The 24,214-nt window shown below is 51.1% G+C and carries 25 protein-coding genes; 8 read left to right on the top strand and 17 right to left on the bottom strand.

All coding sequences use genetic code 11. The features are described from left to right. Window positions 1-117: 117 nt before the first annotated feature. The 7 genes from ilvD to ubiD form a co-directional block, all read right to left on the bottom strand. Entirely contained in the window at window positions 118-1,968 is a 1,851-nt protein-coding gene (gene ilvD / locus J9253_RS15105; protein ID WP_210221741.1) for a dihydroxy-acid dehydratase, read from the bottom strand. A 76-nt stretch (window positions 1,969-2,044) separates the two neighbouring features. Further along, complete coding sequence (locus J9253_RS15100) at window positions 2,045-2,587, bottom strand: M23 family metallopeptidase (RefSeq protein WP_210221740.1); 543 nt, start codon at window positions 2,585-2,587, stop codon at window positions 2,045-2,047. A gap of 135 nt (window positions 2,588-2,722) precedes the next feature. Continuing rightward, a complete protein-coding gene (locus tag J9253_RS15095; protein ID WP_210221739.1) occupies window positions 2,723-3,547 on the bottom strand; it encodes a hypothetical protein in 825 nt (274 codons plus the stop codon). A gap of 41 nt (window positions 3,548-3,588) precedes the next feature. Further along, window positions 3,589-4,371 (bottom strand): slipin family protein, encoded by a 783-nt coding sequence (locus J9253_RS15090; protein ID WP_210221738.1) that lies wholly within the window; start codon window positions 4,369-4,371, stop codon window positions 3,589-3,591. Next, entirely contained in the window at window positions 4,371-5,711 is a 1,341-nt protein-coding gene (locus J9253_RS15085; protein WP_210221737.1) for an NfeD family protein, read from the bottom strand. The genes J9253_RS15090 and J9253_RS15085 overlap by 1 nt, the downstream gene beginning before the upstream one ends. A gap of 69 nt (window positions 5,712-5,780) precedes the next feature. Continuing rightward, window positions 5,781-7,412: a sensor histidine kinase gene (locus tag J9253_RS15080; protein WP_210221736.1), complete on the bottom strand. Its 1,632-nt coding sequence runs from the start codon at window positions 7,410-7,412 to the stop codon at window positions 5,781-5,783. A 73-nt stretch (window positions 7,413-7,485) separates the two neighbouring features. After that, entirely contained in the window at window positions 7,486-8,949 is a 1,464-nt protein-coding gene (ubiD, locus tag J9253_RS15075; protein WP_210221735.1) for a 4-hydroxy-3-polyprenylbenzoate decarboxylase, read from the bottom strand. 215 nt (window positions 8,950-9,164) lie between these two features. On the opposite strand from ubiD, the gene J9253_RS15070 reads away from it, so the two are divergent. From J9253_RS15070 to J9253_RS15045, 6 genes are all read left to right on the top strand, one after another. Next, window positions 9,165-9,830 carry a response regulator gene (locus J9253_RS15070; RefSeq protein WP_210221734.1) on the top strand — a complete coding sequence of 222 codons (666 nt, stop codon included), beginning with the start codon at window positions 9,165-9,167 and terminating at the stop codon, window positions 9,828-9,830. Between the two features lie 52 nt (window positions 9,831-9,882). After that, on the top strand, window positions 9,883-10,824 hold the full coding sequence (locus tag J9253_RS15065) for a sensor histidine kinase (protein WP_210221733.1): 942 nt from the start codon (window positions 9,883-9,885) through the stop codon (window positions 10,822-10,824). 114 nt (window positions 10,825-10,938) lie between these two features. Continuing rightward, window positions 10,939-11,658 (top strand): caspase family protein, encoded by a 720-nt coding sequence (locus tag J9253_RS15060; RefSeq protein ID WP_210221732.1) that lies wholly within the window; start codon window positions 10,939-10,941, stop codon window positions 11,656-11,658. A 29-nt stretch (window positions 11,659-11,687) separates the two neighbouring features. Then, window positions 11,688-12,665, top strand: coding sequence for a hypothetical protein (locus J9253_RS15055; protein ID WP_210221731.1), 978 nt, complete (start codon window positions 11,688-11,690; stop codon window positions 12,663-12,665). A 9-nt stretch (window positions 12,666-12,674) separates the two neighbouring features. After that, the gene (locus tag J9253_RS15050) at window positions 12,675-13,547 is read left to right on the top strand and encodes a caspase family protein (RefSeq protein WP_210221730.1); all 873 of its coding nucleotides are present in this window, start codon (window positions 12,675-12,677) and stop codon (window positions 13,545-13,547) included. Window positions 13,548-13,605: 58 nt separating this feature from the next. Then, the gene (locus J9253_RS15045) at window positions 13,606-14,094 is read left to right on the top strand and encodes a hypothetical protein (protein WP_210221729.1); all 489 of its coding nucleotides are present in this window, start codon (window positions 13,606-13,608) and stop codon (window positions 14,092-14,094) included. Window positions 14,095-14,220: 126 nt separating this feature from the next. Here J9253_RS15045 and J9253_RS15040 read toward each other — a convergent pair whose 3' ends face one another. Continuing rightward, the gene (locus J9253_RS15040) at window positions 14,221-14,733 is read right to left on the bottom strand and encodes a cache domain-containing protein (RefSeq protein WP_210221728.1); all 513 of its coding nucleotides are present in this window, start codon (window positions 14,731-14,733) and stop codon (window positions 14,221-14,223) included. 185 nt (window positions 14,734-14,918) lie between these two features. Between J9253_RS15040 and J9253_RS15035 the strand changes: the two genes are divergently transcribed. Continuing rightward, window positions 14,919-15,854, top strand: a complete 936-nt coding sequence (locus J9253_RS15035; RefSeq protein ID WP_210221727.1) for a prenyltransferase — start codon at window positions 14,919-14,921, stop codon at window positions 15,852-15,854. Between the two features lie 7 nt (window positions 15,855-15,861). Continuing rightward, window positions 15,862-16,914, top strand: coding sequence for a tRNA pseudouridine(13) synthase TruD (gene truD / locus J9253_RS15030; RefSeq protein ID WP_210221726.1), 1,053 nt, complete (start codon window positions 15,862-15,864; stop codon window positions 16,912-16,914). A 123-nt stretch (window positions 16,915-17,037) separates the two neighbouring features. On the opposite strand, the gene J9253_RS15025 is transcribed toward truD, so the two are convergent. From J9253_RS15025 to rpoZ, 9 genes are all read right to left on the bottom strand, one after another. Continuing rightward, on the bottom strand, window positions 17,038-17,277 hold the full coding sequence (locus J9253_RS15025; RefSeq protein ID WP_210221725.1) for a hypothetical protein: 240 nt from the start codon (window positions 17,275-17,277) through the stop codon (window positions 17,038-17,040). Window positions 17,278-17,489: 212 nt separating this feature from the next. Continuing rightward, a complete protein-coding gene (locus tag J9253_RS15020) occupies window positions 17,490-18,701 on the bottom strand; it encodes an RNA-guided endonuclease InsQ/TnpB family protein (protein ID WP_210221724.1) in 1,212 nt (403 codons plus the stop codon). A gap of 260 nt (window positions 18,702-18,961) precedes the next feature. Next, the gene (locus J9253_RS15015) at window positions 18,962-19,168 is read right to left on the bottom strand and encodes a hypothetical protein (protein ID WP_210221723.1); all 207 of its coding nucleotides are present in this window, start codon (window positions 19,166-19,168) and stop codon (window positions 18,962-18,964) included. 416 nt (window positions 19,169-19,584) lie between these two features. Beyond that, window positions 19,585-19,845, bottom strand: coding sequence for a hypothetical protein (locus J9253_RS15010; RefSeq protein WP_210221722.1), 261 nt, complete (start codon window positions 19,843-19,845; stop codon window positions 19,585-19,587). Beyond that, entirely contained in the window at window positions 19,842-20,000 is a 159-nt protein-coding gene (locus J9253_RS15005; RefSeq protein ID WP_210221721.1) for a plasmid partition protein ParG, read from the bottom strand. Before J9253_RS15005 ends, J9253_RS15010 begins: the two co-directional genes overlap by 4 nt. Window positions 20,001-20,104: 104 nt before the next feature. Next, window positions 20,105-21,610: an exopolyphosphatase gene (gene ppx / locus J9253_RS15000; protein WP_228291396.1), complete on the bottom strand. Its 1,506-nt coding sequence runs from the start codon at window positions 21,608-21,610 to the stop codon at window positions 20,105-20,107. Beyond that, complete coding sequence (locus tag J9253_RS14995; RefSeq protein ID WP_210221720.1) at window positions 21,607-21,990, bottom strand: RidA family protein; 384 nt, start codon at window positions 21,988-21,990, stop codon at window positions 21,607-21,609. The genes ppx and J9253_RS14995 overlap by 4 nt, the downstream gene beginning before the upstream one ends. A 9-nt stretch (window positions 21,991-21,999) precedes the next feature. Continuing rightward, entirely contained in the window at window positions 22,000-23,889 is a 1,890-nt protein-coding gene (locus tag J9253_RS14990; RefSeq protein ID WP_210221719.1) for a RelA/SpoT family protein, read from the bottom strand. A 98-nt stretch (window positions 23,890-23,987) separates the two neighbouring features. Further along, entirely contained in the window at window positions 23,988-24,206 is a 219-nt protein-coding gene (gene rpoZ / locus J9253_RS14985; protein WP_210221718.1) for a DNA-directed RNA polymerase subunit omega, read from the bottom strand. Between the last annotated feature and the right edge of the window lie 8 nt (window positions 24,207-24,214).

Genomic DNA, 24,214 nt, shown 5'->3' with positions numbered 1-24,214 from the left:
ATTGCAGGGTTGTGTTCTGCACGGGCATGTCTTTAAGCAAGGGCGAAGCCAGTGTGGAGGGGCGTTGTTGGATGCTTTTCCACAAGGGCTTGACCGTTAACAAGGCTTATGATCCGTTTACTTTTCCAACTGCGTTACGTCACGCACCGCGCCACGCGAAGCCGAAGTGGTCATTGCCGCATACGCTTTCAACGCTGCACTTACCACCCGATCACGATTTACTGGCTTCCAGCCTGCTTTGCCTTGTGCATCCATTGTGCTCCGACGGCTGGCAAGTTCTGCATCACTGATGCGCACGTTGATGGTGCGGTTGGGGATGTCGATGTCGATCATGTCACCTTCCTGCACCAGACCGATGGCGCCGCCTTCGGCTGCTTCCGGGGATACGTGGCCGATGGAAAGGCCGGATGTACCACCAGAGAAACGCCCGTCGGTGATCAGCGCACACGCTTTACCCAAGCCTTTGGACTTGATGTAGGAGGTGGGGTAAAGCATTTCCTGCATACCGGGGCCGCCGCGTGGACCTTCGTAACGGATCAACACGATGTCGCCCGCGACGATATTGTCGGCGAGAATGCCTGCTACTGCCGCATCTTGTGACTCGAAAATACGCGCAGGGCCCGAGAATTTGAGGATACTGTCATCGACTCCAGCGGTTTTCACAACACAGCCCTCCAACGCGATATTGCCGAACAATACGGCAAGGCCGCCTTCGGTGCTGTAAGCGTGGGCTTTGTCGCGGATACAGCCGTTGGCACGATCCGTGTCGAGGGTATCCCAGCGTTTGCTTTGGCTGAACGCGACTTGTGTAGGAACACCACCGGGGCCTGCGCGGAAGAATTCGTGGCGTTTGGCATCGTCGGTCAAGCGTACATCCCATAACGACAGGGCTTCTGCCATATTGGTGGCGTGGACAGTACCTGCTTCGCGGTGCAGTAAGCCTGCGCGGTCGAGTTCGCCCAGAATCGCAAACACGCCCCCGGCACGGTGTACGTCTTCCATGTGGTAAAGCGGCGTGGAGGGTGCAACTTTACACAATTGCGGGACTTTACGTGACAGGCGGTCGATGTCGTTTAGGGTGAAATTCACCTCGCCTTCTTCGGCTGCTGCCAGCAAGTGCAGGATGGTATTGGTGGAACCGCCCATGGCAATGTCCAGACACATGGCATTTTCAAACGCTTCAAACGTGGCGATGGAACGCGGTAATACGGTTTCATCATCCTGTTCGTAGTAACGTTTCGCCAAGCCGACGATGATACGCCCGGCTTCGAGGAACAAACGCTTGCGGTCGGAATGCGTCGCCAACGTGGAACCATTGCCCGGCAAACTTAAGCCCAGCGCTTCGGTCAGGCAGTTCATCGAGTTGGCGGTGAACATGCCGGAACACGAGCCGCAGGTCGGGCAGGCGGAACGTTCCATGGTTTCCACGTTTTCGTCGCTTTCGGCACTGTTGGCAGCGGAGACCATTGCATCAACCAGGTCCAGCTTCACCAGCTTGCCACCGATCACGGCCTTGCCGGATTCCATTGGCCCGCCGGAGACGAAAATGGTGGGAATGTTCAGGCGCATGGCGGCGTTCAGCATCCCTGGCGTGATTTTGTCGCAATTGGAAATGCACACCAGTGCGTCGGCACAATGTGCATTCACCATGTACTCCACCGCATCGGCGATCAGCTCGCGGGATGGCAGGGAATACAGCATTCCGCCGTGTCCCATGGCAATGCCGTCATCCACCGCGATGGTGTTGAATTCTTTGGCGACGCCGCCAGCGGCTTCGATTTCACGCGCGACCAGTTGCCCCATGTCTTTGAGGTGCACATGCCCCGGTACAAATTGGGTGAACGAGTTGGCGATGGCGATGATGGGTTTCTGGAAATCTGCATCGGTCATGCCGGTCGCACGCCACAAAGCGCGTGCGCCAGCCATGTTGCGACCGCCAGTGGAGGTGCGGGAACGGTATACGGGCATGGTGTACTCCTGACAACGAAAGCTTGCAAAGCCACATTCTAACGCTGGAAGAGCCGAACGTCATAATTTTAGGGGATTAGGGATGCTTCCCTGTCTTATCATTCTGGTAATTCGTTAAAAACTCGTGCGGATTGACGTAAAACACCTGATCCAGCCCTATGGATTGCGCCGGTTTCCATTCCGTCACCTGTGGTGGCAGGCTGCGGATGGAATAGTACAGGCTGGTAGCGGCAGGTGTGCTGTGTGCCGGAGCACCAATTGTGCCGATCTTCTGACCGGTCTTGACCCATGAAGCGGTTTTCACGCTGACCTGATCCAGATTAGCATAATGATGTAAGCGCCATTTTGCGCCCAGTACCCAAACAGAGTGCTCGCCATCCGGGGTATTGTCGTGATAAAGCACGATGCCACTGGTGGTTGCTTCGACGGGTGTGCCTTTGTGGGCAAAAATGTTGATGCCTTTTTGTGCGTTGATGCCGCCGACTTTGTAGCCGTAAGCGATGTTAGCCAGATTATACGTCTGCGCACCTTCCACCGGGACATGGCGGTCTTCCGGTATCCAGTAGCCGATCATGAAGATGGTTAATGCTAATAAAAGTAGCAATGGCTTCTTGTTCATGGTGTGCACCCTATTATCTATTACCGCTATTCTTATTTTTATGACGGATGTACTGTCTAAAAATTCATCTTTTCACGTAGGTTACTATAAAATTATTTTGGGAGTCAAAAAACCTTTTTCCGAGGAAAGGTATGCTCAGCTTGGGTTTATCAGGATTTGCTTAATTTCTTTAATGGTAGGCTCCCAGTTGAGCGGTACATTTTTTTGCCAATCTGATAGGTGTTTGTCCAATGACTTGTCTTCGCTATCATCTTCCAGATTCAGGTAGTTGATGGTTTCCCACGTTGCCGGGTTTTCTGCAAAAATGGGGAGTAACTGGTTGGCAACCAGCTCATTCAGGTCGCGCCCTTGGGCGTAGGGGTCGGCGCTCAGGGTTTTGGCGTATTGTTGGTACCAGGCAGGCATTTTCATCCCTTTGGGGAGCCTGCGGTGGGTTTGTTTGAACATGTCTTGCTTGTATTCGGTGAATTTGGGGGCGAACTCCTGCCACTGTGGGTAAGGCGGGTTGTTTGCCCACTGCTCTGCCATTTTGTCCAGCGCGAATAGGCTGAAGGCTTCACACAAGGATTCCTCAAACCATTGTTGGTGTGAGGCATTATTGGGTTCCAGATCGTAATTGGACATCAGGTGGCACATTTCGTGGGAAAACTGGTAAGCCAGTTGCGCCCAGTAACGCCCTTTGACGTTCAGCAGGATGATGTATTCATCAGTAGGGCCTTTTTCATAAAGTGATACCGGGCCTTTGGGGTCATTCCTGACAAGGATATTGCCGAAATTGCGCTTTGCCACGTAGGGTGAAATGACCTCAATGACCGATTGCAACACGGCTCGCACGTCTTTGGGGTCGGCATCGCCCCACTCTTGGCTTTCCACCTCGACCGTGGCGGGGGCAACGAAGGCTTGCGCATACGTCGAGAGGAAGAGCAGTAGCACCAGCAACAGTGTTTTCAGATAACGCATAACATCACTCAGCAGTTGCCTGCCGGTGATGCGGCAGGTGATTACTCGGGGTCGGAGGTCTTTGGTTTGGTATTTTGCCCATCCATCCAGTTCTGGAAAGACCTCATCATGTCGATCGGTAGCGGAAACACGATAGTCGTGGTGTTCTCGGTGGAAATGTCACTGAGGGTTTGCAGGTAACGCAGTTGCAAGGCTTGTGGGTTGCCGGAAAGCACGTCGGCAGCACCACGCAGCTTTTCCGATGCCTGCAATTCACCTTCGGCGTGGATGACCTTGGCGCGGCGTTCGCGCTCGGCTTCGGCCTGTTTGGCAATGGCGCGGATCATGCTTTCATCCAGATCAATGTGCTTGATTTCCACGTTGGTGACTTTAATGCCCCACGTCGCGGTTTGGTCTTCGAGGCTTTTCTGGATGTCGATATTGAGCTTGTCACGTTTGGAAAGCATTTCGTCGAGATCGTGCTGGCCGAGCACCGAACGCAGGGTGGTTTGTGCCAATTGGCTGGTGGCCATGTAGTAGTCTTCCACCTGAATGATGGAACGTTCCGGGTCGACCACGCGGAAATACAGCACCGCGCTGACGTGCACCGTGACGTTATCGCGGGAAATCACGTCCTGCTTGGCGATGTCCATGGTCACCACCCGCAAATCCACCTTCTGCATTTTCTGGATACCGGGAATCAGGATGATCAGCCCCGGTCCCTTGACCGCTTGAAAGCGTCCCAGAAAAAACACCACGCCGCGCTCGTATTCGTTCAGAATCTTGATCGCGGAAAACAGAATCGCGCCCAGCATTACCAGCGGGACAAGGTATTCGAGCAACATCAGGTTTTCTCCTCGGGTTGGATTTCTAACATCATGTCGTGCACCGCCGTGACCCTGACCGCTTGCCCGGCTCGTATGGGTTGGGTGCTATGGGCAGACCAGTATTCGCCATTGAGGTAAATGTGACCCTGCCCGCTGAAGGCTTGAATGGGTTTTCCCACTTGCCCGATCAGGTGCTCCATGCCACTGACCACGGGTGTATGGCGCAATGCTGCAAAACGGCTCAGCATCCACAACAGGAAGCCACCTGCAATCACCGCAATGCCGCCAAATAACGGCAGGGAAATGGCAAGGTACTGGTCGTCAAACAAGATCACCGAACCAATCACGAAAGCCAGCAGCCCGCCTACACCCAGTACCCCGCCACTGACCACGAAAAATTCCGTGATCATGAAACCGATGCCGATAATGATCAGCGCCAGCCCCACGTAATTGACCGGCAACATCTGAAAGGCATAAGCCGCTAGCAATAAACAGATGGCACCCGTCACGCCGGGCAGGATGAAACCGGGGTTGGAAAATTCGATAATCAGGCCATAAATGCCCACCAGCAACAGGATCAGGGCAATATTTGGGTTAGTGATAACCGCCAGCAACTCGGAACGCCAGTCGGGTTCGATGCGTTCAATGCTGGAACCAGCGGTCGTCAGTATCATTTTGCCCGCTGTGGTCGTCACTTCCCTGCCGTTTACCTGCCGCAGTAGGTCATCCATGTCGGTGGCAACGATGTCGGTTACACCTTTTGCCAAGGCTTCGCTGGCGGTGAGGTTGACGGCTTCGCGCACGGCTGCTTCTGCCCATGCTGCATTACGCCCACGCAATTCGGCAAGGCCACGGATGTAGGCGGCGGCATCATTGATAATTTTCTTTTCCATCGCATCGGCTGGTTCGACCGTTTTGGGGATGGCATCTTGCGCTTCAGGCTTGGGTGGGTTGGGTACGCCGGGCAAGCCGCCGATCTGGATCGGGGTGGCAGAGCCGAGGTTAGTGGCGGGAGCCATTGCCGCAAGGTGGCTGGCATAGAGGATGTAGGTTCCCGCACTGGCAGCGCGTGAGCCGGAGGGGGCAACGTAAGTGGCAACCGGCACTTTGGAGGCGAGGATGGCACTGATAATGGTGCGCATGGAGGTATCCAGTCCGCCGGGTGTATTCATTTCCAGCACCAAGAGGTCGGCGGACTCTGCTTCTGCCCGCGCAATACTGCGCACAATCAGATCCTGGGTGACGGGGCCAATCGCACCTTCGATGTGGATGACCAGCACTTTCCCCTCTGCCTGTGCGTTTAGCGGCAGGAATACCAATAGGCTTAGTAGCACTATCAGGCGTATGCAATATCGCATTTTCCTTCTCCCGTGCTTGTCAGCGGATACCTTAAGCATAGCAACACATTGGCTATGCTGCTATTTCCGTTAGGGAAAAAGGGGGAGTTCCAGCACAAACTCTGCCCCTTGCGAGGCATTCCCCAGCCGGATGTTGCCGCCATAAGCTTTGAGGATGGACGTGACGATTTCCAGCCCCAGTCCGGTGCCGCCTTTGGTGCGCTTGGTAGTGAAAAATGGGGTGAAAATCTTGTCACGATTGGCGGGGGAAATGCCTTCGCCATCGTCGTGCAGGCGCAGTTGCAGGTTGTTGCCATTAGCACTGGTATGGATGTCTATGCGGTGTGCGCGGTGTTGCAGGCTGTTGTCTAACAGGTTGGTGACGACGGTTTCCAGCGCATCCGGGGCAATCGCCAGCGCAGTGTTGGGTAGCGGCCTGCTGAAATGCAGTGTCAGGCCGCGATCCTGATAGCGGTTGTTGAGCGCTTTGAACAGGTTGGGCAGGTTGCTGCTGTCTTTGCTGGTTTCCAGCGCGTCGGCGCGTGCCAGTTCCAGCAGGCGGTTGACCAGTTGTTTGAGGCGTTGGGTGTCGTCTAGCAGGTTCTGGATGAATTTCTCGCGGCGTTCCGGGGGCATGGTGTCGATATGGTCGTGCAGCAATTCCAGTGCGCCCTGAATGGCGGTCAGTGGGGTTTTGAATTCGTGCGAGACATGGGTGGCGAAGCGGCGGATGTAATCGGAACGTTCCGCCAGCGCGTGTGACATGCCTGCAAAACTTTCCGACAGTTGTGCGACTTCTTTGGTGACGGGGTTCTGGATAGGCTCGACTTCGCGTTGTTCGCCTTGGCGCACACGTTCGGTTTGGCGCAGCAATTCGCGGATCGGGCGCGAAATGGTGGAGGACACGAACAGGATCAGTAATACCGCCAGCACCAGCAAGCTCAAGGTTGCCAGCAATACGATGCCTTTGTTTTCGTACAGGTGTTTGATGATATTGGTCGGGGTACGCGACAGGTAAACAATGCCTTGCAGCCGCCCTTCCTCAATGATGGGGAAGGCGGTAAAGACGCGTACATGAGTTCCTCGGCTGATGGAATACAGTGGCGGTGGCGGTTCGTCTGAGAGGCGCTGGCGGATAATGCTGGCGTATTTGCCTTGCAAGGCTTGTTTGATTTCCGGGATGTGTGCGAGTGACAAGCCGACTTCTTCACGCCCGCCAATGACGGTGCCTTTCGCATCGAGCAGGCGGATCCCAGACAGGGTTATTTGCTGAGTATCGTGTAAAATCTGCTTCATGTGCTTGCCGATTTTGCGGGCAAGTGGGTCAACGGCTCGGGTGCTGGGGCGTGCCTCGGGGCGCGGTGGTTCAATGGGGGCAATCAGGTCAACGCTGGGGATGACGGGCGTATAAAAAGCATTACCGATGGGTTCCTGACGGGGGTTCGAGGTATCCGGTTGGGTCAGCGAAGTGGAAAACTGCACGTAGCCGTAATCATTGTCGCGCGGTTGGTCGCGTACCAGTTGGCGGAAGGTGGCGGCGAGCGCGGCTGATTGCGAAATCAATTCCAACTCGGTTTGTTGTACCAGCTCATTTTCATAAATGCGGAAGAAGTACAGCCCTCCCAGTGGCAAGGCCAATACCGCCAACATCACGATCAGCAAGATGCTGCGCAGCCGGAACAGGGTTTTGCGTGGCAGAGGGAGGCGGGCATTTATTGGCATGAGTTAGTCTAACGCCACGCTCTGCGTGGTTTCAATAGCTGAAAAGACACATCAGACGAGTTGCGTGACTGTTTTACAATCCCAAATCCTTCCACATCCCATCCACGCGGGTTTTCACGGCTTCATCCATCACAATCGGGGTTCCCCACTCGCGCGTGGTTTCGCCCGGCCATTTATTGGTCGCATCCATCCCCATCTTCGAGCCTAAGCCGGAAACGGGCGAGGCGAAGTCGAGGTAATCAATCGGCGTATGTTCGATCAGCGTGGTATCCCGCGCCGGGTCCATGCGCGTGGTCATTGCCCAGATCACATCTTCCCACTTGCGCGTATCCACATCGTCATCCACCACAATGATGAACTTGGTGTACATGAATTGGCGCAGGAATGACCATACGCCCATCATCACCCGCTTGGCGTGCCCCGGATACTGCTTCTTGATGCTGACCACGGCCATGCGATAGGAACAGCCTTCCGGCGGCAGGTAGAAATCCACAATTTCCGGGAACTGCTTCTGCAAAATTGGCACGAAGACTTCGTTCAATGCCAAGCCCAGAATCGCCGGTTCATCCGGTGGACGCCCGGTGTAAGTGCTGTGGTAAATCGGGTCTTTGCGGTGGGTAATGCGCTCGATGGTGAATACCGGAAAGCTATCAATCTCGTTGTAATAGCCGGTATGGTCGCCATAAGGCCCTTCGGGAGCCATGTCATCGGGGTAAATATGCCCTTCCAACACAAATTCTGCCGACGCTGGAACTTGCAAATCCGCACCGATGGCTTTCACCAACTCCGTGCGCGAACCGCGTAACAAGCCTGCAAATGCATACTCGGACAGCGTATCCGGCACGGGCGTCACTGCACCCAGAATCGTTGCTGGGTCAGTACCAATCGCCACGGCCACCGGAAACGGTTTACCCGGATTGGCTTGCTGGAACTCGCGGAAATCCAGCGCCCCGCCGCGATGCGACAGCCAGCGCATGATCACGCGGTTTTTGCCGATCACCTGCTGGCGGTAAATGCCCAGATTCTGGCGCTTTTTTTCTGGCCCTTTGGTAATTACCAAGCCCCAGGTAATCAAGGGCGCGGCATCCCCCGGCCAGCAATGCTGGATCGGCAGTTGGCTCAAATCCACCTTGTGACCTTCGACCACTACCTGTTGGCAAGCGGCTTTGCTGACCACTTTCGGTGCCATATCCAGCACTTTGCGGAAAATGGGCAGGCTGTTGAAGGCATCCTTGAAGCCTTTCGGCGGATCAGGCTGTTTCAGCAAGGCCAGTAGTTTGCCGACTTCGCGTAAGGCTTCGGTGGATTCCTCACCCATGCCCAAGGCTACGCGGCGTGGTGTGCCAAACAGGTTGGCGAGCACGGGTATGCGGTGTCCTTTCGGATTCTCGAACAACAGGGCGGGGCCACCGGAGCGCAGCACGCGGTCGGCGATTTCAGTCATTTCCAGATACGGGTCGACTTCGACGGTAATCCGCTTCAGTTCACCCATTTTTTCCAGTTGTTGGATAAAGTCGCGCAGGTCTTGGTATTTCATGGAAAGGATAATAGCGGAAATGTTGGGCGGGCGGCTATGGGCTTATGGGAATCAGGGGTTTGTGTTGAAAATCAGTGATTAAAAATATATGCCTTATATCAAGACCTCATAAAAAAAACTTGCTTAAGTCTATATCATTTGTCGAATTATCCCCCTCTTTACCTATACTATTAATATAGTTTTTGAGTGTTGAAAGTGACAAGAGAGGGCTTATTATGCGTATTTTAATTGTGGATGATCAGCCATTGTTCCGCGAAGCGTTGGGTAGCTTGCTGGAACATTTTTACCCCGGTGCTGCCGTCTTTGAAGTAGGGTCTGTGGAGGAGGCCGTGGGTGTTCTGTGTCAGTATGCCAATTTCGATTTGATCATGTTGGATGTCTTTTTACCGGGTGGAACTGGCGTGGCTGCTCTTGCCCTGATAAAGGAAAAGGTTCAGCAAACGCCTGTGGTGATCATGTCGGGAGCGGATGATGCTGAAATTGCCCGCAAGCTGATTGAACACGGGGCGCGTGGCTATATTGCCAAATCTGCTGGGGCGGGGGATGTGAAAAATGCTTTGCACCTGATTTTGGCGGGTGAAATCTACATTTCACCCTCAATGTTGGCGGAAGCCAAAAGCAGTCTTCCTAGCGATTCCGGGAATTCCCCCCCACCTACCATGCCGGATAGCGATGAAATGCCAGGAATGGCAGGTCTGACACCGCGTCAACGGGAGGTTTTCCGCTTGATGGCACGAGGTTTGCCCAATAAATCCATTGCCAGAGAGCTGAGTTGCTCGGATGGCACTATCAAACTGCATGTCAGCGCGATTTTGCGGGCGCTCCATGCACGTAACCGTACCGAGGCGGTACAAATGGCTGCCCGTAGGCAGGCCGCCTAGCGCCGCCCAAGCGAGGGGATATGCAGAAATAATCACCAGCGGGCGAGGTCGTGTGGCAGGCGCATTTGCGCAAGCATTATCGTCATCTGTTTGTACGGGTCATTTTACCCATCATCCTGATTACGGCGGGGTGCTGTGCCTGTTTTGCCCGCCCGTGCCGTGGCTGTGGCTTTATCTGCTGGTTGGTTATGCGGGGCTGGTGTTCGTATTCTTTCGGTTGGGTCACTACTTGCATGATGAGCTGGTCGAGTTGTTGGGTATGCAGTGGCGCATCGTCCGCATGGAAAAAGAGGCGCGAGGCTTGCAGCGCGATGCTGCGATTGGGCATTCCGTCCGCGCCCTTGCCCATGAGATCAGCAACCTGATCGGCGTTGCCGCGATGTCAGTCGACCATTTGCGGCATTCAGCCGTGGCTATGTCCAAAGACATAGACCGGCAGGAGCGGGCGCTGGGGTATATGTCCAAGGTTTCAGCGCTGGTGCTAGATGGAATCGGCAATAAACAGGCTCCCAAGCGGCTGATTACACTGGCGGAATTGCGTAATGACGTGCAGTTGCTGCTGGGGAATGGTCATAGCCATCCGGGTATTACCCTGCGCCTTGATTTCCCGCCGGATGCGGACAATTGCCAGTTTGAGGAACGCGCTGGCTCTACCTATCTGATCATCCACAACCTGGTGAAAAATGCATTTGAGGCGGTGGCGGAGAAGTTTGGGGAACAGCCGGGAGGGGAGATCATTGTCAAGGCAGAAGTATCTGAAAATCAGTTAATTATCTCGGTTTCGGATAATGGGGTGGGGATGACGCCGGAGCAGGTGGAAGCGGTGATGCAGGGGGATGCACAGAGTTTTAAAGCCAATGGGCATGGGTTAGGGCTGGGGTTTGTGGCAAGGGAGTGTGAAAAAAATGGGTTTTGTTTTGCTATCAGGACAAATGCTGGGAGAGCAAGTTGCTTGCTGTGGATCTGGGAGCGTAGTCAAACAATAGACTTTTGATATATTTCATTATTTTATATAAAAGCTATTCTTTACAGGAAGTTTAGTCAATATGAATAATTCCTTCCGAGTATTGTTGAAAAATGGCACTGGCGGATATTCAAAGAGGTTAGTATGGATTTATTAACTAATAATCTCGATATTTCTTATTTTTATGCTTCCCAAAAAGGTAGGCCAACACTTGATAAAGATGAGAGTGGTGGTAATCCATTTGCAAGTGCGTTAGTTGAATTATTGGGATATGAGATTCTCAGCTTCAAAGACTTTAAACATCAGTTAGTTGAATTGACGAAAGTAAAAAGCCATGGATTTCAGATTCCAGTGGTTCCTGTTGAAGATGATATTGATAATTGGCAAATATTACCAGTACCAGATAATGAGAAAAGGGTAGCTCTTGTCATGATTTTTTCTAGTTATCATGATGAGGTTCGACCCTTATTAGGGGCGAGTTATGATATGCAGCGTATTTCGCAGTCTTTGATGAAATCAGGGTTTGATACCATCATGTCTATTGACCCTCAATGTATGGAAATAGAAGTTATACTGGATGGTTTTCATGCTCTTTCGAAAAATGCAGATGTGTCACTAATTTATTTGACAGGGCATGGGTTCCAGACTTCCGATGGAGTATATGTTTTTCCTGTGGATTATCCTTTTCGAGGGCAAAGCAAAATTTTTTATGAAAGACTTCTGAAGTTTGATTCATTGAAAAGATATTTCGGTTCTAGTCGAATTAATGCAATGTTTTATGCTGGGTGTCGAACTGTTTACTACTCATTAGATGACATAGGTACAGCTTCTGAAGTTCTTGTTTCAAATGATGAATGGTTATAAAGAATAGATATTTTTATTGGAGTTGAAAGATGAGAATTAAACCCATTTTTAATTTAAGAGTAATATATTTGGTTGTGGCTTCTGTTAGTTTACTTGCTTCTTGCAGTAAAGTAATAGAGGTAAAACCTATTGGCAAAGATAGCAGCGAAGTAGAAGAAGGAATTTTATTTTATTTGCCAAAAACCCTTGTTGAAGTAAAATACAATACCTTTGACAAGAGTGTTGTTGATGTTAATGATAAGTCTGTTTCAGTTAATACGACTGTTATTCCTGATGTAGAGCAGAAATTTTTATTAAATCCTGATGATGCCAGAGGTTTTTTTAAAGATGCTGAAAAAATGGAAATTGTGGTTAGTGATTCTGGCATTATGACTGATTTTAATCTTACATGGAAAGATAAAACAAATGAGGTTTTGACTAATTTAACTAAATTAGCTATTAATGTCGCTAAAATGACTAGAGGGGGGGATGTTCCGGTTGATAGGACAGAAATTATTGACCCATCGTCTCTTGTTTTTCATCAAGTTGGCGATAAATATTTTGAGGCAGAAGGTGATATAATGGATGGTACACACTCATTGAGGATAGTTAGCCCAGTTAATTTGAATGTGGTATATTCGATTGATAGCAACAGCGTTGAATCCTTGAAGGGAATTCCTTATAGAATCCCCGTGCCTGTTAAAATTCAGATTTTGAAATCTAATAAAGTTATACATGAGTATTACAAGTCATTTTTACAAGGAGGACAGTTCGCTTTTGCTCCGATACGTTCAGGTATGTTCTCTGATAAAACCTTGACTATTCAGTTCCAAGAAGGTGGTGGCGGCATGAAAAAATACTCTTCTGTGGATACGGCAGTAGGAGAGAAGGCATTAACAGCATACAGTGCGACATTGAATAGTGTACTTGAATATGAAAATAGTGAGGAAAAAAGAGGTGATGACAGCAACAAAGAGATAGCTAATGATTCTAACAATGAAGAGCCAAAGAATGAATCATGGAATTAAGGAGTGATTATGGGTAAGTGTTGGTCGTTGCATTTAGGCGTAAATGCTATAGATGAAAGATTTTATGGACACAAGAAGCCTTTAGATAATTGCATTAATGATATGCGTCTAATGGGGTTGATCGCAAAAAGTCGAGGGTTCAAAACAAAGTTTTTGTCCTCTCCGAGGAGAAATGGAGATGAATTGGCATCTAAAAAAAATCTTATTTCTTATTTGCTAGAGGTTAGTAAGGAAAATGGTGGTTTGGGGCAGGGTGATGTGTTTTTACTAACTTTTGCTGGGCATGGGTTTTCTTTGCCAAATACCTGTGCATTAGATTCAGAAGCAGACGGTCGGGATGAATGTTGGGCGTTGTATGATAAGCCTATTATAGATGATGAAATTTATTATTATTTGAGGTTGATTAGTAGCAAGGGAGCTAAAATTATTATTATCTCTGATAGTTGTCATAGTGGTACTGTAACTCGTATTTCTCCACTTGTACAAGAAGGATCAAGGCAGCTAAGTGAGGACTTTGTAAATGATTTTTTATCACGAAACTTGGAGTGGCATAAGAGTTTTCATTGTGATACTAATGGCGGTAATCATTCGGACAATAGAGGAACTATTGTTCTTTTGTCAGCATGTCAAGATGATGAGGAAACGAAAGATTCTATGAAATATTGTGGTTTAGGTCTTCATGAGAGTACAGAAAATGGCGCATTTACTTACATTTTTAGTAAAATTATAGAAGAAAATGTTTTCAATGGTTTCTATAAGATTTTTTTCGATGAGCTTAAAAGCCGATGTAATGCTTATTGTGGCACAACGCCCAAGTTATATATTTTACCTGGTTATGACAATAAATGGCTGTCATCAGCAGAGTTTCTTAAGTGTAAATAAGTGAGTAATTGTTGCTATATACACCCCATCAAACAGCAATAACATTAGGAGAAATCACATGAACGAGGAAGTAAAACCACTTTTTCCAGTACTCTCACCCATAATGAGTGTATCCTTTCATCCTCCAGTAGCAACTATAGCGCCAAATGGAATGGCAATTAGTTTGTTGTTTGGGGATTTTGGTATTGAGTTAAATAAGAAAAATGGATTGCTCTCTGCGTATAAGACCACAACTTATAGCTTTACCATGGATAATCCATCTCAAGAAACTTCCATAATTATTAGGTATGCTCTAAATAAAACATCAAATACGGCAAAAGCCTTTATGACATTTCTCAGTAATATTGAATGTTTTACTCAGGAAGTAATCGCTTTTCTAGAGGAAGATATAATGTCTAATCAGAGTGAAATAAAGATTTTAATTCCCTCGTCAGATAAGAAAGAATATTCTTTTGCGCTCAGTTTATTTGCAACACGAGAGCAGGATGATGAGTTGGAAATATCCATTGATAGTATTGACATAGCAAATTCAAATGAGTCTGCTTAATAAATAATGCGAGCATATTAAAATACTAACTATTTTGATAATCTCATCTGAAAATAACTGCACCCCAAAAAAAAGGGTTACAGGCGTAACGCGCTGTAACCCAATTATCAGATTGAGTAAATGTTATTACTTGGCAGCAGGTGCTTCAGCCGCAGGAGCCGCTGCTGCTTCAGCCGCATACGCGCCAACGCCACAGAAGAAGCCTTTAGTGTTTTTGATCACGTAGCTTTTCTTGGCTTTCAGTTCTTCAGTAACAGGGTAAGGCCACTTGTATTCAACCCAGCCTTTGCCTTCGTCAGATTTAGCAGTCTCGACCATTTTCTCAAACAGTTTGTCGCCATATTTGTCGAAATCTAGCAGGTTTTGACCAACCAGTTCTGGTTTTTTCGGATGGGACAGCATTTTGCCTTCCAGATCCATGCAGAATACGTACAGGTCTTTGTCTTGGTAGCCGCCATCCGCTTTCGCGAAGGTCTCAAAGGCTGCTTCGCCATTGGTATCGACTTCGGTCATGGCTTTTTCACTCATGGCTTGCGCTTCTGCTTCAGTGCCCATTGCTGGGGCAGCAGCGTCAGCAGCGAAAACATTCAGGCTGAAAGCCACCAGTGCAGTACCTAGAACGTAGCTTAACTTTTTCATTTACAATCTCCTCCAATTCATCGACAACTCAAGCCGCTTCACCGATGAGGTGTTCCTCTAGCGACTTGTACATGAATGCGCACTTAATTTGCACATTGACTGATTGTAGACAATTCTTGCTAAGAATGGCAATGTTTTGGTGTAAAAATTATTACTTTGTCGACAAAATTGGATATTTAAAACTAATGACACAAGAACCTGACCTGATACGCTTGAGCAATCCCTTGTTACGTTACTGGCTGGCAACCCGCCCTGCTTTCCTCGCGGCCAGCCTGATTCCTGTGCTGATCGGGGTGGCAGTAGTCGCCCATCAAGGCGGGAAAATCAACCTCTTACTGCTGCTGTTGACCTTGCTGGCGACGGCTTTGGTGCATGGCGGGGTGAATGTCCTCAATGATTACTACGACGATGCCAATGGTACGGATGGTTGTAATACCCAGCGGGTGTTTCCTTTTACCGGGGGCAGCCGCTTTATCCAGAACGGGGTGTTGAGCGCCGGGGAAATGCTGGTGTTCGGTGCGTTGCTGTTGGCGGTGGCGATGTTGCTGGGGATTGGCTTGGCATGGATGCGTAGCCCGGATTTGTTGTGGGTCGGTGTGGCGGGTGTGCTATTGGGATGGGGATATTCCGCCCCGCCATTGCGCCTGAACAGCCGGGGATTGGGGGAACCTGCCGTGGCCTTAGGGTTTGGCATCCTCACCCCGCTGGGGGCATGGTTGGTGCAAACCGGGGAAGTGGCAATGTACCCGGTGCTGATCAGTGTGCCTGCTGCCTTGTTGGTGATGAATATCCTGTTCATCAACCAGTTTCCTGACCGCGAATCCGATGCCGCGAGCGGTAAACACCATTGGGTGGTGCGTCTGGGTGTCGGGCAAGCGCCGTTGGTGTATTTGGTATCGGTGGCGTTGGCGGCCAGCATTGTGCTGTTGCTGGTGAGTACCGCCCTGTTGCCATTGTGGTCTTTGCTGAGCCTGTTACCGTTGGTGCTGGCGTTCAAAGCGGGGCTTAGCCTGCGTGCCCATGCCGCTGAACCCGCTTTGCTGGAACCGGCGATTAAAATGACCATCGCCAGCATGATCTTGCACGGGCTACTGTTAAGCCTCACCCTCTGGCTGGTATAGTTCCCAGATGAATCAAACCCCATACGACACTTCAGGCTTTCCGACAGCCTACCCCGCGCCCTTGACTGGGCATTTTCGCGTCTTGCCCGCTGATTTTATCGTGGATGAGCAAATGGACTTCGCGCTTTCCGGCGAAGGCGAACACTTGTGGTTGCAAGTGCGCAAAACGGGCGCAAACACCGATTGGGTAGGTAATCAGCTTGCCCGTTGTGCCGGTATTTCGGGCAAGGATGTGAGTTACGCTGGGTTGAAAGATCGCCATGCGGTCACAACCCAGTGGTTTAGCCTGCAACTGCCGGGCAGGGATGACCCGGACTTTGCCGCCTTACCGCCTGAAATTGAAATCCTCGCCCAGTCGCGCCACGACAAGAAACTGCGCCGGGGTGCGCTCAGTGGCAACCATTTTAGCCTGACTTTGCGTCATTGCACTGGCGATTTTGCCGAAGCGGCTGCCCTTTGCCAGCAAATCAGCCAGCAGGGGATTCCCAACTATTACGGCGAACAGCGTTTCGGGCACAACTTTGGCAATTTGCGCAAGGCGGAACGGTGGTTTGCGGAAGGCATCGCTCCCAAGCAGCGTACCCAGCGTAGCCTTTACTTGTCGGCGGCGCGTTCGTGGATGTTTAACTACATTCTGGCGGAGCGGGTGAGAACGGGGACGTGGAATCAGCGTCTGCCGGGTGATGTGTTTATGTTCGAGGGTGGTAATGCGTGGTTTGCCGATGATGTGGCGGATGCCACCATTCAGCCGCGTTTGGATGCGCTGGATATTCACCCCACCGGCGCATTGTGGGGGCGGGGCGAGCTGGATACCCAAGCGCAAGCCCGCGAATTGGAAGCTGCGCAAACAGCGTTGTTCCCGGTGTTCTGTGCGGGGTTGGAAAAGCAGGGTTTGAAGCAGGAACGCCGTGCCTTGCGTATCAAGGTGGGTGAGGTCGGCTTTGAGGTGCTGGATGCGGAAACCGTGCAGCTTTCCTTTGAGCTGCCGCCGGGGTCTTATGCCACGGTGTTTATGGAGCAGTTGGGCGACTTTAGCTCCAAATCTGTGCCAGTGCGTTGACATCATGATCCAGCCTGTATTGTTTTCTATCAGTAGCAGCATGAGCTGCTGAGAAGGATTTGGAAAAAGCGTACAAAAACTTCTTTGCCCAGCGTGCCGATTTTCCCCGCTTCAAGGAGGGTGTCAATTAGAGGTCACGCACTTCAGGTTCAGGCTGCCCGGTACAGGCGGTGGACGCACCAGCTCCGCACTCACCGAAAACACCCCGCCTTGTTCTGGCGTGAACGCGAACACTTGAGTACAAGTCTTGCTTTTCATGCTGACAGAATCCCCCCGCAGTGCCACATTTTTTCCCTCAGGCAAATATTTACATAACAAGGCAGCAATCTCATCCGCCATCAGCCGCAACATAACATCATCCATCCAACTTTCCCCTCTAATATTATTTTTATCAAACAGATGGTAAACTACACTAAAGCAGTTTCAAGCAACTGTAAATAAAAATTGTGAATGTTTTCAGCAGAGCCAGCCTAGTGAACACCGGGCAAAAGAGCCTGGCATCCAATGCTCAGGTGAAAAAGGGGAAGTGGTCTTGACATCCTCCCCTCCCTAAAGGAAGGGGATTCCTACTGCATTCAGCTAGATAGCTGACTGACTTCGGTGGGTTCCTGCTTCATCGAGCGGCTTAAGGCCGCATCTCCACAGGCTAACAAGCGGTATCCCCGCTCTTTGATATTGATCGCGCCGACATGATCGGCATGATTTTCATAGTGGCATTTCACGCACACAAACTTGGCTTGCGTCTGGCGGTTATCTGCCGACACATGATCGCATTCTGGGCATTCTTGACTGGTATAATGCGGCGGCACGGCAAACAACATCCCGCCTTTCCATGCCAGCTTGTAGTCAAGTTGCCGTCGAAATTCACCCCAGCCTTGGTCGAGAATGGCTTTGTTTAAGCCAGATTTCTGGGCAACGTTCTTGCCGGGGTTTTCCGCTGTGCCTGCCGCTGACTTCGACATATTCCGTACCTGCAAATCTTCGATGAACACGAACGCGTGGTTTTGGCTGAGCGTGGTCGTCGCCTTGTGCAGGAAATCGCGGCGGGCGGTGGCGATTTGCGTGTGAATTTTTTGGACGTTGGCTTGGGCTTTTTTCCAGTTGTTGCTGAACTTTTGTTTGTGCGCCATGCGCCGTTGGTATTTGGCGAGTTTGGCTTGTTTGCTCTTGAAGCTGTTACGCGATTCCATCCATGTGCCATCGGAGAGCGTCGCAAAACGCGCTATCCCAAGGTCAATACCGATAGCAGTGGTTGCGGGTGTGGCTGGCAATTCCACTTCGCGCTGAGTTTGGATGCTGACAAACCATTGGCTGCCCTTGCTGGAAACCGTGACATTGCGCAGTTCTCCCAGCACATCGCGGCTGTTGCGGTAGCGTATCCAGCCGAGTTTGGGTAGGAAAATGCGGCCATTGCTTTGGTCGAGCTTGATTTGTTTGAGGTCAGGGTAACGGAAACTGTCACCACTGCCCTTGCGCTTGAAACGGGGGAAGTCGGCACGTTTGGCGAAAAAGTTTTGGTAAGCCTTGTCGAGATCTTTGAGCGTGTGTTGCAGGGGATGGACAGGGGAATCTTTCAGCCACGGGGTTTCCACACCGTTGCGCCATGCTGTCAGGTGCTTGGCCATTGCGACGTAACCGATGAATTTTTCACCCGCTTCATGGTTGGCTTGCTGCAACGCTAACGCCCTGTTGTACACGAAGCGACACGAACCCGCATAACGGCGCAGATGACGCTGCGTCTCACCATTGGGCATGAGTTCGTATTTGAAGGCTTGGTGTCGTTGCATCTTCGGAGTGTAGCTAAACAAGAGCGGTTTGAGTGGGTATTCTGCGTTAAACTGCGCGGATTATCCGACAAAACTACCGAACATCGGGCGGCTTCGCCACCCGCGCTATCCTCCCCGACCTGAAGGACGGGGTTTGCCGCGCAACCTGATCAAGTGTTCACCTGTTTCTCCAAGCCGTTTCTACCAGGAGGGCTACTCTGTGTGACTTATTTTTAACAGAAAATAAAGCAAGAGGTATTGAGGCTATTTGTGCTTAATGGCTACAGCCCCTTCCCTGCAATCACCGCATCCAGCAGGCAAATCCGCGCCCACTCCTCCACAGGTTGACCCGGTTGCAGTATATGCCCAAAGCGTTTGCGTACTGCTTTGCCTAACCAACGGCGGGTAGCGAACTTAGCAGCATCCGTGCCGGGGCGTTCGCCTAACAGTGAAGCCAATAGCTCCATGAGGGTTTGGTCTATCCACACCTCTACGCTTTCATTTTGAAAGTGGATAGGACAGGCCGTTTTCAAGGCTTATCGATAAGTCCAGAAACGATGCGCACAAGCAGAGCAGTGGTAGAGCCCCATTCCGCTTGAAAACAAGCGTTTCCACCAACTGGGGTAAGTATGGCGGGCAGTTGCCCTGCAACGGGGGCAAGTAACGACATTCGTTTGTATCATCAGAGCAGGTTTTTGTGGTAGTGGGGCTGTAGCCATCATGCCCGTAACAATAAAAAGAGCATCCACAACAATGTTGAGGACACCCAAAGTGGCAAGCAATTAAGGGCAAACTTGCCTCATGAAAATCACAATCAGCGACAGAGTATAAACAAAAGTAACGGTGATTTGTACTAAAATGTAGCAAAAAATAGCAGCCGTTCAGCGGACAGTCAAACGATAGCCTACGGGATTAGTGTGAACAAGTAAGCCAACCCCACTACAGCAGCAGATACCAGCACGATCAAGATGTAGTTGCCCAGATAGTCCAGCACACGATCCAACAACGCTAATTCGTCCACCTTAACCGCCTTCGGCTTCCGTTGCTGGCGTGGTTTGGCCTTAGCTGGCAATGGCTTGGTTAACTGTTTTGGTGGTTTTACTGCCCGTTTCGGCAGTGTGGTGGCTCGTGGTGGTTTTACCACCCGTTTTGGTTTTCGGGTCATTGGCTAAAATGAGCCTCCAGCAATACGCGAATCTCATCCGCCATCTTTACACCATGGTTAGCGCAGCCTGATTTAATTTTACGGTGCAGGTCTTCCGACACACCCAGCGTCAAGCGTTTCATTTTCACTGCTGGGACGGCTTCAGGCTCAGGCATTGAAACACTTATTTTTTCCCCTGTCATGATCCACTACCACTGATCTTTTTAGAATCTATCCAAAATGGATTGTCTTGGATAGGTTGGATTAGGTTTTATACCCTCTAAAACACCAACTCCACCTTCACTGCTTTCAAAAACGCCTGCTCGCGTTCCAGATCCGCCATTAGCAAGGGCTTCTCGGCTTTGACATCATCCAGAAAGCGTAATTCAATGTAATTCTTGCCTAACTTGATGCGATCAATCGGCGGGGCAATATCCTTGTGCGAACGGTGCAACAACACCGCCAGCCGCAACAATACGCTCAAATACAGCGCATTCTGGTAATCTTCTGAGTCCAGCAAATTGAACAGTTTGGCGGAAATTTTCTGGCGATGGGTGCGCACCAATACGCTCAACCAACGCTGTTCCTCATTGGAAAACCCCGGAAAATCAGCATATTCCAGCAAATAGCCGCCATGCTTATGGTAGCTGGAATGCGAAACAGCCAGCCCCAACTCGTGTAAATCGGCCGCCCAGCCCAGCAATTCCACCAAATGCCCCGGCAATTTCCAGTCATCGCGGCAACGGTTGAACAACTTGAATGCCGTCGCATGTACCGCCGCCGCATACGTCTGATCCACCTGAAAGCGTTGCTGCCAGACGCTGACCGTCTTGTCGCGAATGTCATCATGCTGGTAACGTTCCAACCGATTAAATACCAGCCCTTCGCGTAATGCCCCATCCGACACCGACATTCGGTCAATTTTCAGCGCTTCAAACACCGCAATCAGCACCGCCAAACCACCGGCAAACACCGGCTTGCGCTCATCGCTCAGCCCCGCCAGCTTGAGCTTGTCGATGTGCCCGGCCTCGATCATCATGTCACGCACTTGGTACATGTGTTCCAGCGTAATCCCGTAAGGCGCAAGCCCGGTCTGCTGGATCACCTTTTTCACCGCACGGATAGTGCCGGAAGCGCCCGTCGCCGACTCCCAGCCAATCGTCCGGTAAGCCGCCTTGATCGGGCGCAATTCCAGCAAGGCAGCGGTAATCGCCTTGTCCCAACAGGCTTTGTTCAGCTTGCCATCCGGGAAAAATGCCCGTGTGCTGCTGACGCAACCCATCCGCAAGCTTTCCAGATGCAGCGGCTCGAAACCTTGCCCAATAATCAGCTCGGTACTGCCGCCCCCAATGTCCATCACAAAGCGCTTGCCCTGCTGGTCTTTAGCGAGGGAGTGCGCCACGCCGAGGTAAATCAGCCGCGCCTCTTCACGCCCGCTGATCACCGCAATCGGATGCCCCAACGCTGATTCCGCCTGGTGCAAAAAATCGCGAGAATTTTTGGTCAGACGCAGGGTATTCGTACCGACCGCCGCGACATTTTCAGATGGAAAATCGCGGATGCGTTCACCAAAGCGCCGCAAGCAATCCAGCGCCCGCTGCTGCGCTTCCTTGCTCAAATTACCTTTCGCATCCAGCCCACCGCCCAGACGCACCGCTTCACGCAAGCGATCCAGCACATTGACCTGCCCGTAAGCGTCAATCTGCACCACGATCATATGGAAACTGTTGGAACCCAGATCAATCGTAGCCAGCTTGTACGGAACCTGCCCGTCAGGCGTACTCAACCCAACACCATAATGGCATCGACTTCCACTTGTGCGCCACGCGGTAATGCCGCAACACCGATAGCAGCACGCGCCGGATAAGGTTCGGCAAAGAATTCGCTCATCACCTGATTAACCACCGGGAAATTCACTAAGTCGGTCAGGAACACATGCACTTTCACGCAATCATTCAGGGAACCACCCGCCGCCTTGGCCACCGCCGCCAAATTCTCGAAAACCTGACGCACTTGTGCCGCAATATCACCCTCGACCATTTGCATAGTGGCGGGAACCAGCGGAATTTGCCCGGAAAGGTACACCGTGTCACCCACCCGCACGGCCTGTGAATAAGTGCCAATCGCTTGCGGTGCGTCAGTCGTAGAAATGATGGTCTTGTTCATGGAAATCCTTTATTTCGTCGATTTGCTTACATTCAATACATTAGGTATACGTTTTAGCTGACGAATGACCTCTTGTAAATGCCCCAAATTATTTACCTGAAGCGTAAAGGCATCCTGCTGGATGCGCCCCTCGCCACTGATCTTCAAGTCAACAATATTCACATCCAGCCCATCCAGGCATTTGGTGATCAGGCGCAACACGCCTTTCACATCACGCACCTCAACCACGATACCCACTGACAGTTTTTGCCCCGAGCCATTTTCATTACTTTCCGGCACAACATCATGCTGACGCAGCCAACTGCGGATCGCGTAAATGGCCTTGCTGGTCTTGACGAAATCCAGCCAAGATGGGTCAGGATTCGGTTGGTCGCCCGTGATAATTTCAATCGTTGCCATATTGTTCGGCACTCGCGCGCCTAACCAACGCAACACGCCATCCACCTTGGCGGCTTTGCAGCGATGCCCCAATTCGGTATGTACCGCGTAAGCAAAGTCGACCAACGTTGCGCCACGCGGCAGCTCTTTGACATCCCCTTCCGGGGTATAAGCATAAATTTCAGTCTGGAACATGTCACCCTGCATGGCGGCATAAAATTCATCGGCATTTTGTGCCTGACTGTCAAACGCTTTGATTTGCTCGATCCAGCCATCAAACACACCTTGAGTGTACGCATGTACCCCCGAAGCATGATTCCAGTGTGCCGCCACGCCCAGTTGTGCGACCTGATACATATCGCGGGTTTGAATCTGGAATCGCACCACCTGCTCATTGGAGGCGGTTACAGTCGTCTGCAATGACTGAAAACCATGCGCTCTGGGGGCAGCAATAAAGTCCCTGACCATACCCAGTCGCGGCTTGAACAAACGATGGATAATGCCCAGTGCCCGATAGCAATCTTCCCGATCAGCCACTTGCACACTGAGTTCCAGCACATCACATTGTTGGCGGATAGGCAGCTTTTTGCGGCGCGACTGCTCATACACCCGAAACAGGTTTTTTTCCCACATCAATACGCTGCTACTGTGAATGCTGACTGCCAGCGCATCGGCAACACTATTGAAAATTTGCGCGTGCTTTTGTCGGTTTTCAGCCTGATAGCTATCCAGCGCCCGCTTCAGAATATTGCTACGCCACGGGTATAAGCCCTGAAAAGACAGCCACTGCAATTCACGGCGGATAATGTTCATCCCCATACGCCGCGCCAACGACACATAGGTCGTGGACGTTTCCTGTGCTATCCGCCGCCGCTTGTCTGGCGACACATTACCCAGCGTTTGCATATTGTGTAAACGGTCAGCCAATTTGACCAGCACCACCCGAAAATCCTCGGTCATGGCCTGCATCATCTTGTGATAACTGGCAATCGTGACCGCCTGCTTGGTCGGCAGTTTATCGTTACGTTTGAGTTTGGTGACACCCTCAACCAGATGACCCACCGTAGCGCCAAAATGGGCAACAACCTCTTCATTGGTGAAGTCGGTATCTTCGGGAACATCGTGTAACAACGCCGCACAAATGGTATCCACATCCAAATACCACAAAGCGAGGGTATGGGCGACTTCCAACGGGTGGGTAATGTAGGGGGTTGTTTTATCAGCACGCATTTGGTCTTCGTGCTTTTCCGCCGCCAGCAAAAAGGCCGCGTAAACCTTGCCAGTGTCTGTCGGGTCCATATAACGCTCGACCAACTGCATTAAATCGTTGGCACGAAAAACACCGTTCAGGGTTTTGGGTTTAGGTAGTAACTCCGGGGGTTCAGCAGATACCTCTGACCGCACATCTGCCACGTCGAACGCACTGGATTCGCCGGACTCATGGAGGCCATCCCCCATGTTGTGGGATTCCTGCCCGTGCTCATCGGGAGCTGGCCCAAGGTATGAATTGTCATCTGACATATAACATCCTCACTGAGCGAATCAGGTCAAGCTGTATAAGCAACCTCAAAAAAATACCCGCGAAGGGTAACTGCCAGGCGGGTATTCTTTAGTTGGTATTAATCGTCGATTGTAGTGGTGGCAATCACCACCGGCTTCTGGTCTAACAAGCCTTCGGCAATTTCGCGCAGGGCGATGACGGTTGGCTTGTCGCCTTCCTCCGCCACCAGCGGTTGAGCGCCGTGAGAAATGTCACGGGCGCGTTTCGCCGCTTTCAACACCAGTGCAAAATTGTTCTCGACATGACCCAGACAATCTTCAACTGTAATACGTGCCATCTTGGTTC

This window comes from Thiothrix litoralis (assembly GCF_017901135.1).
GTDB lineage: Bacteria > Pseudomonadota > Gammaproteobacteria > Thiotrichales > Thiotrichaceae > Thiothrix > Thiothrix litoralis.
This window is presented reverse-complemented; position numbering and strand designations above follow the sequence as displayed.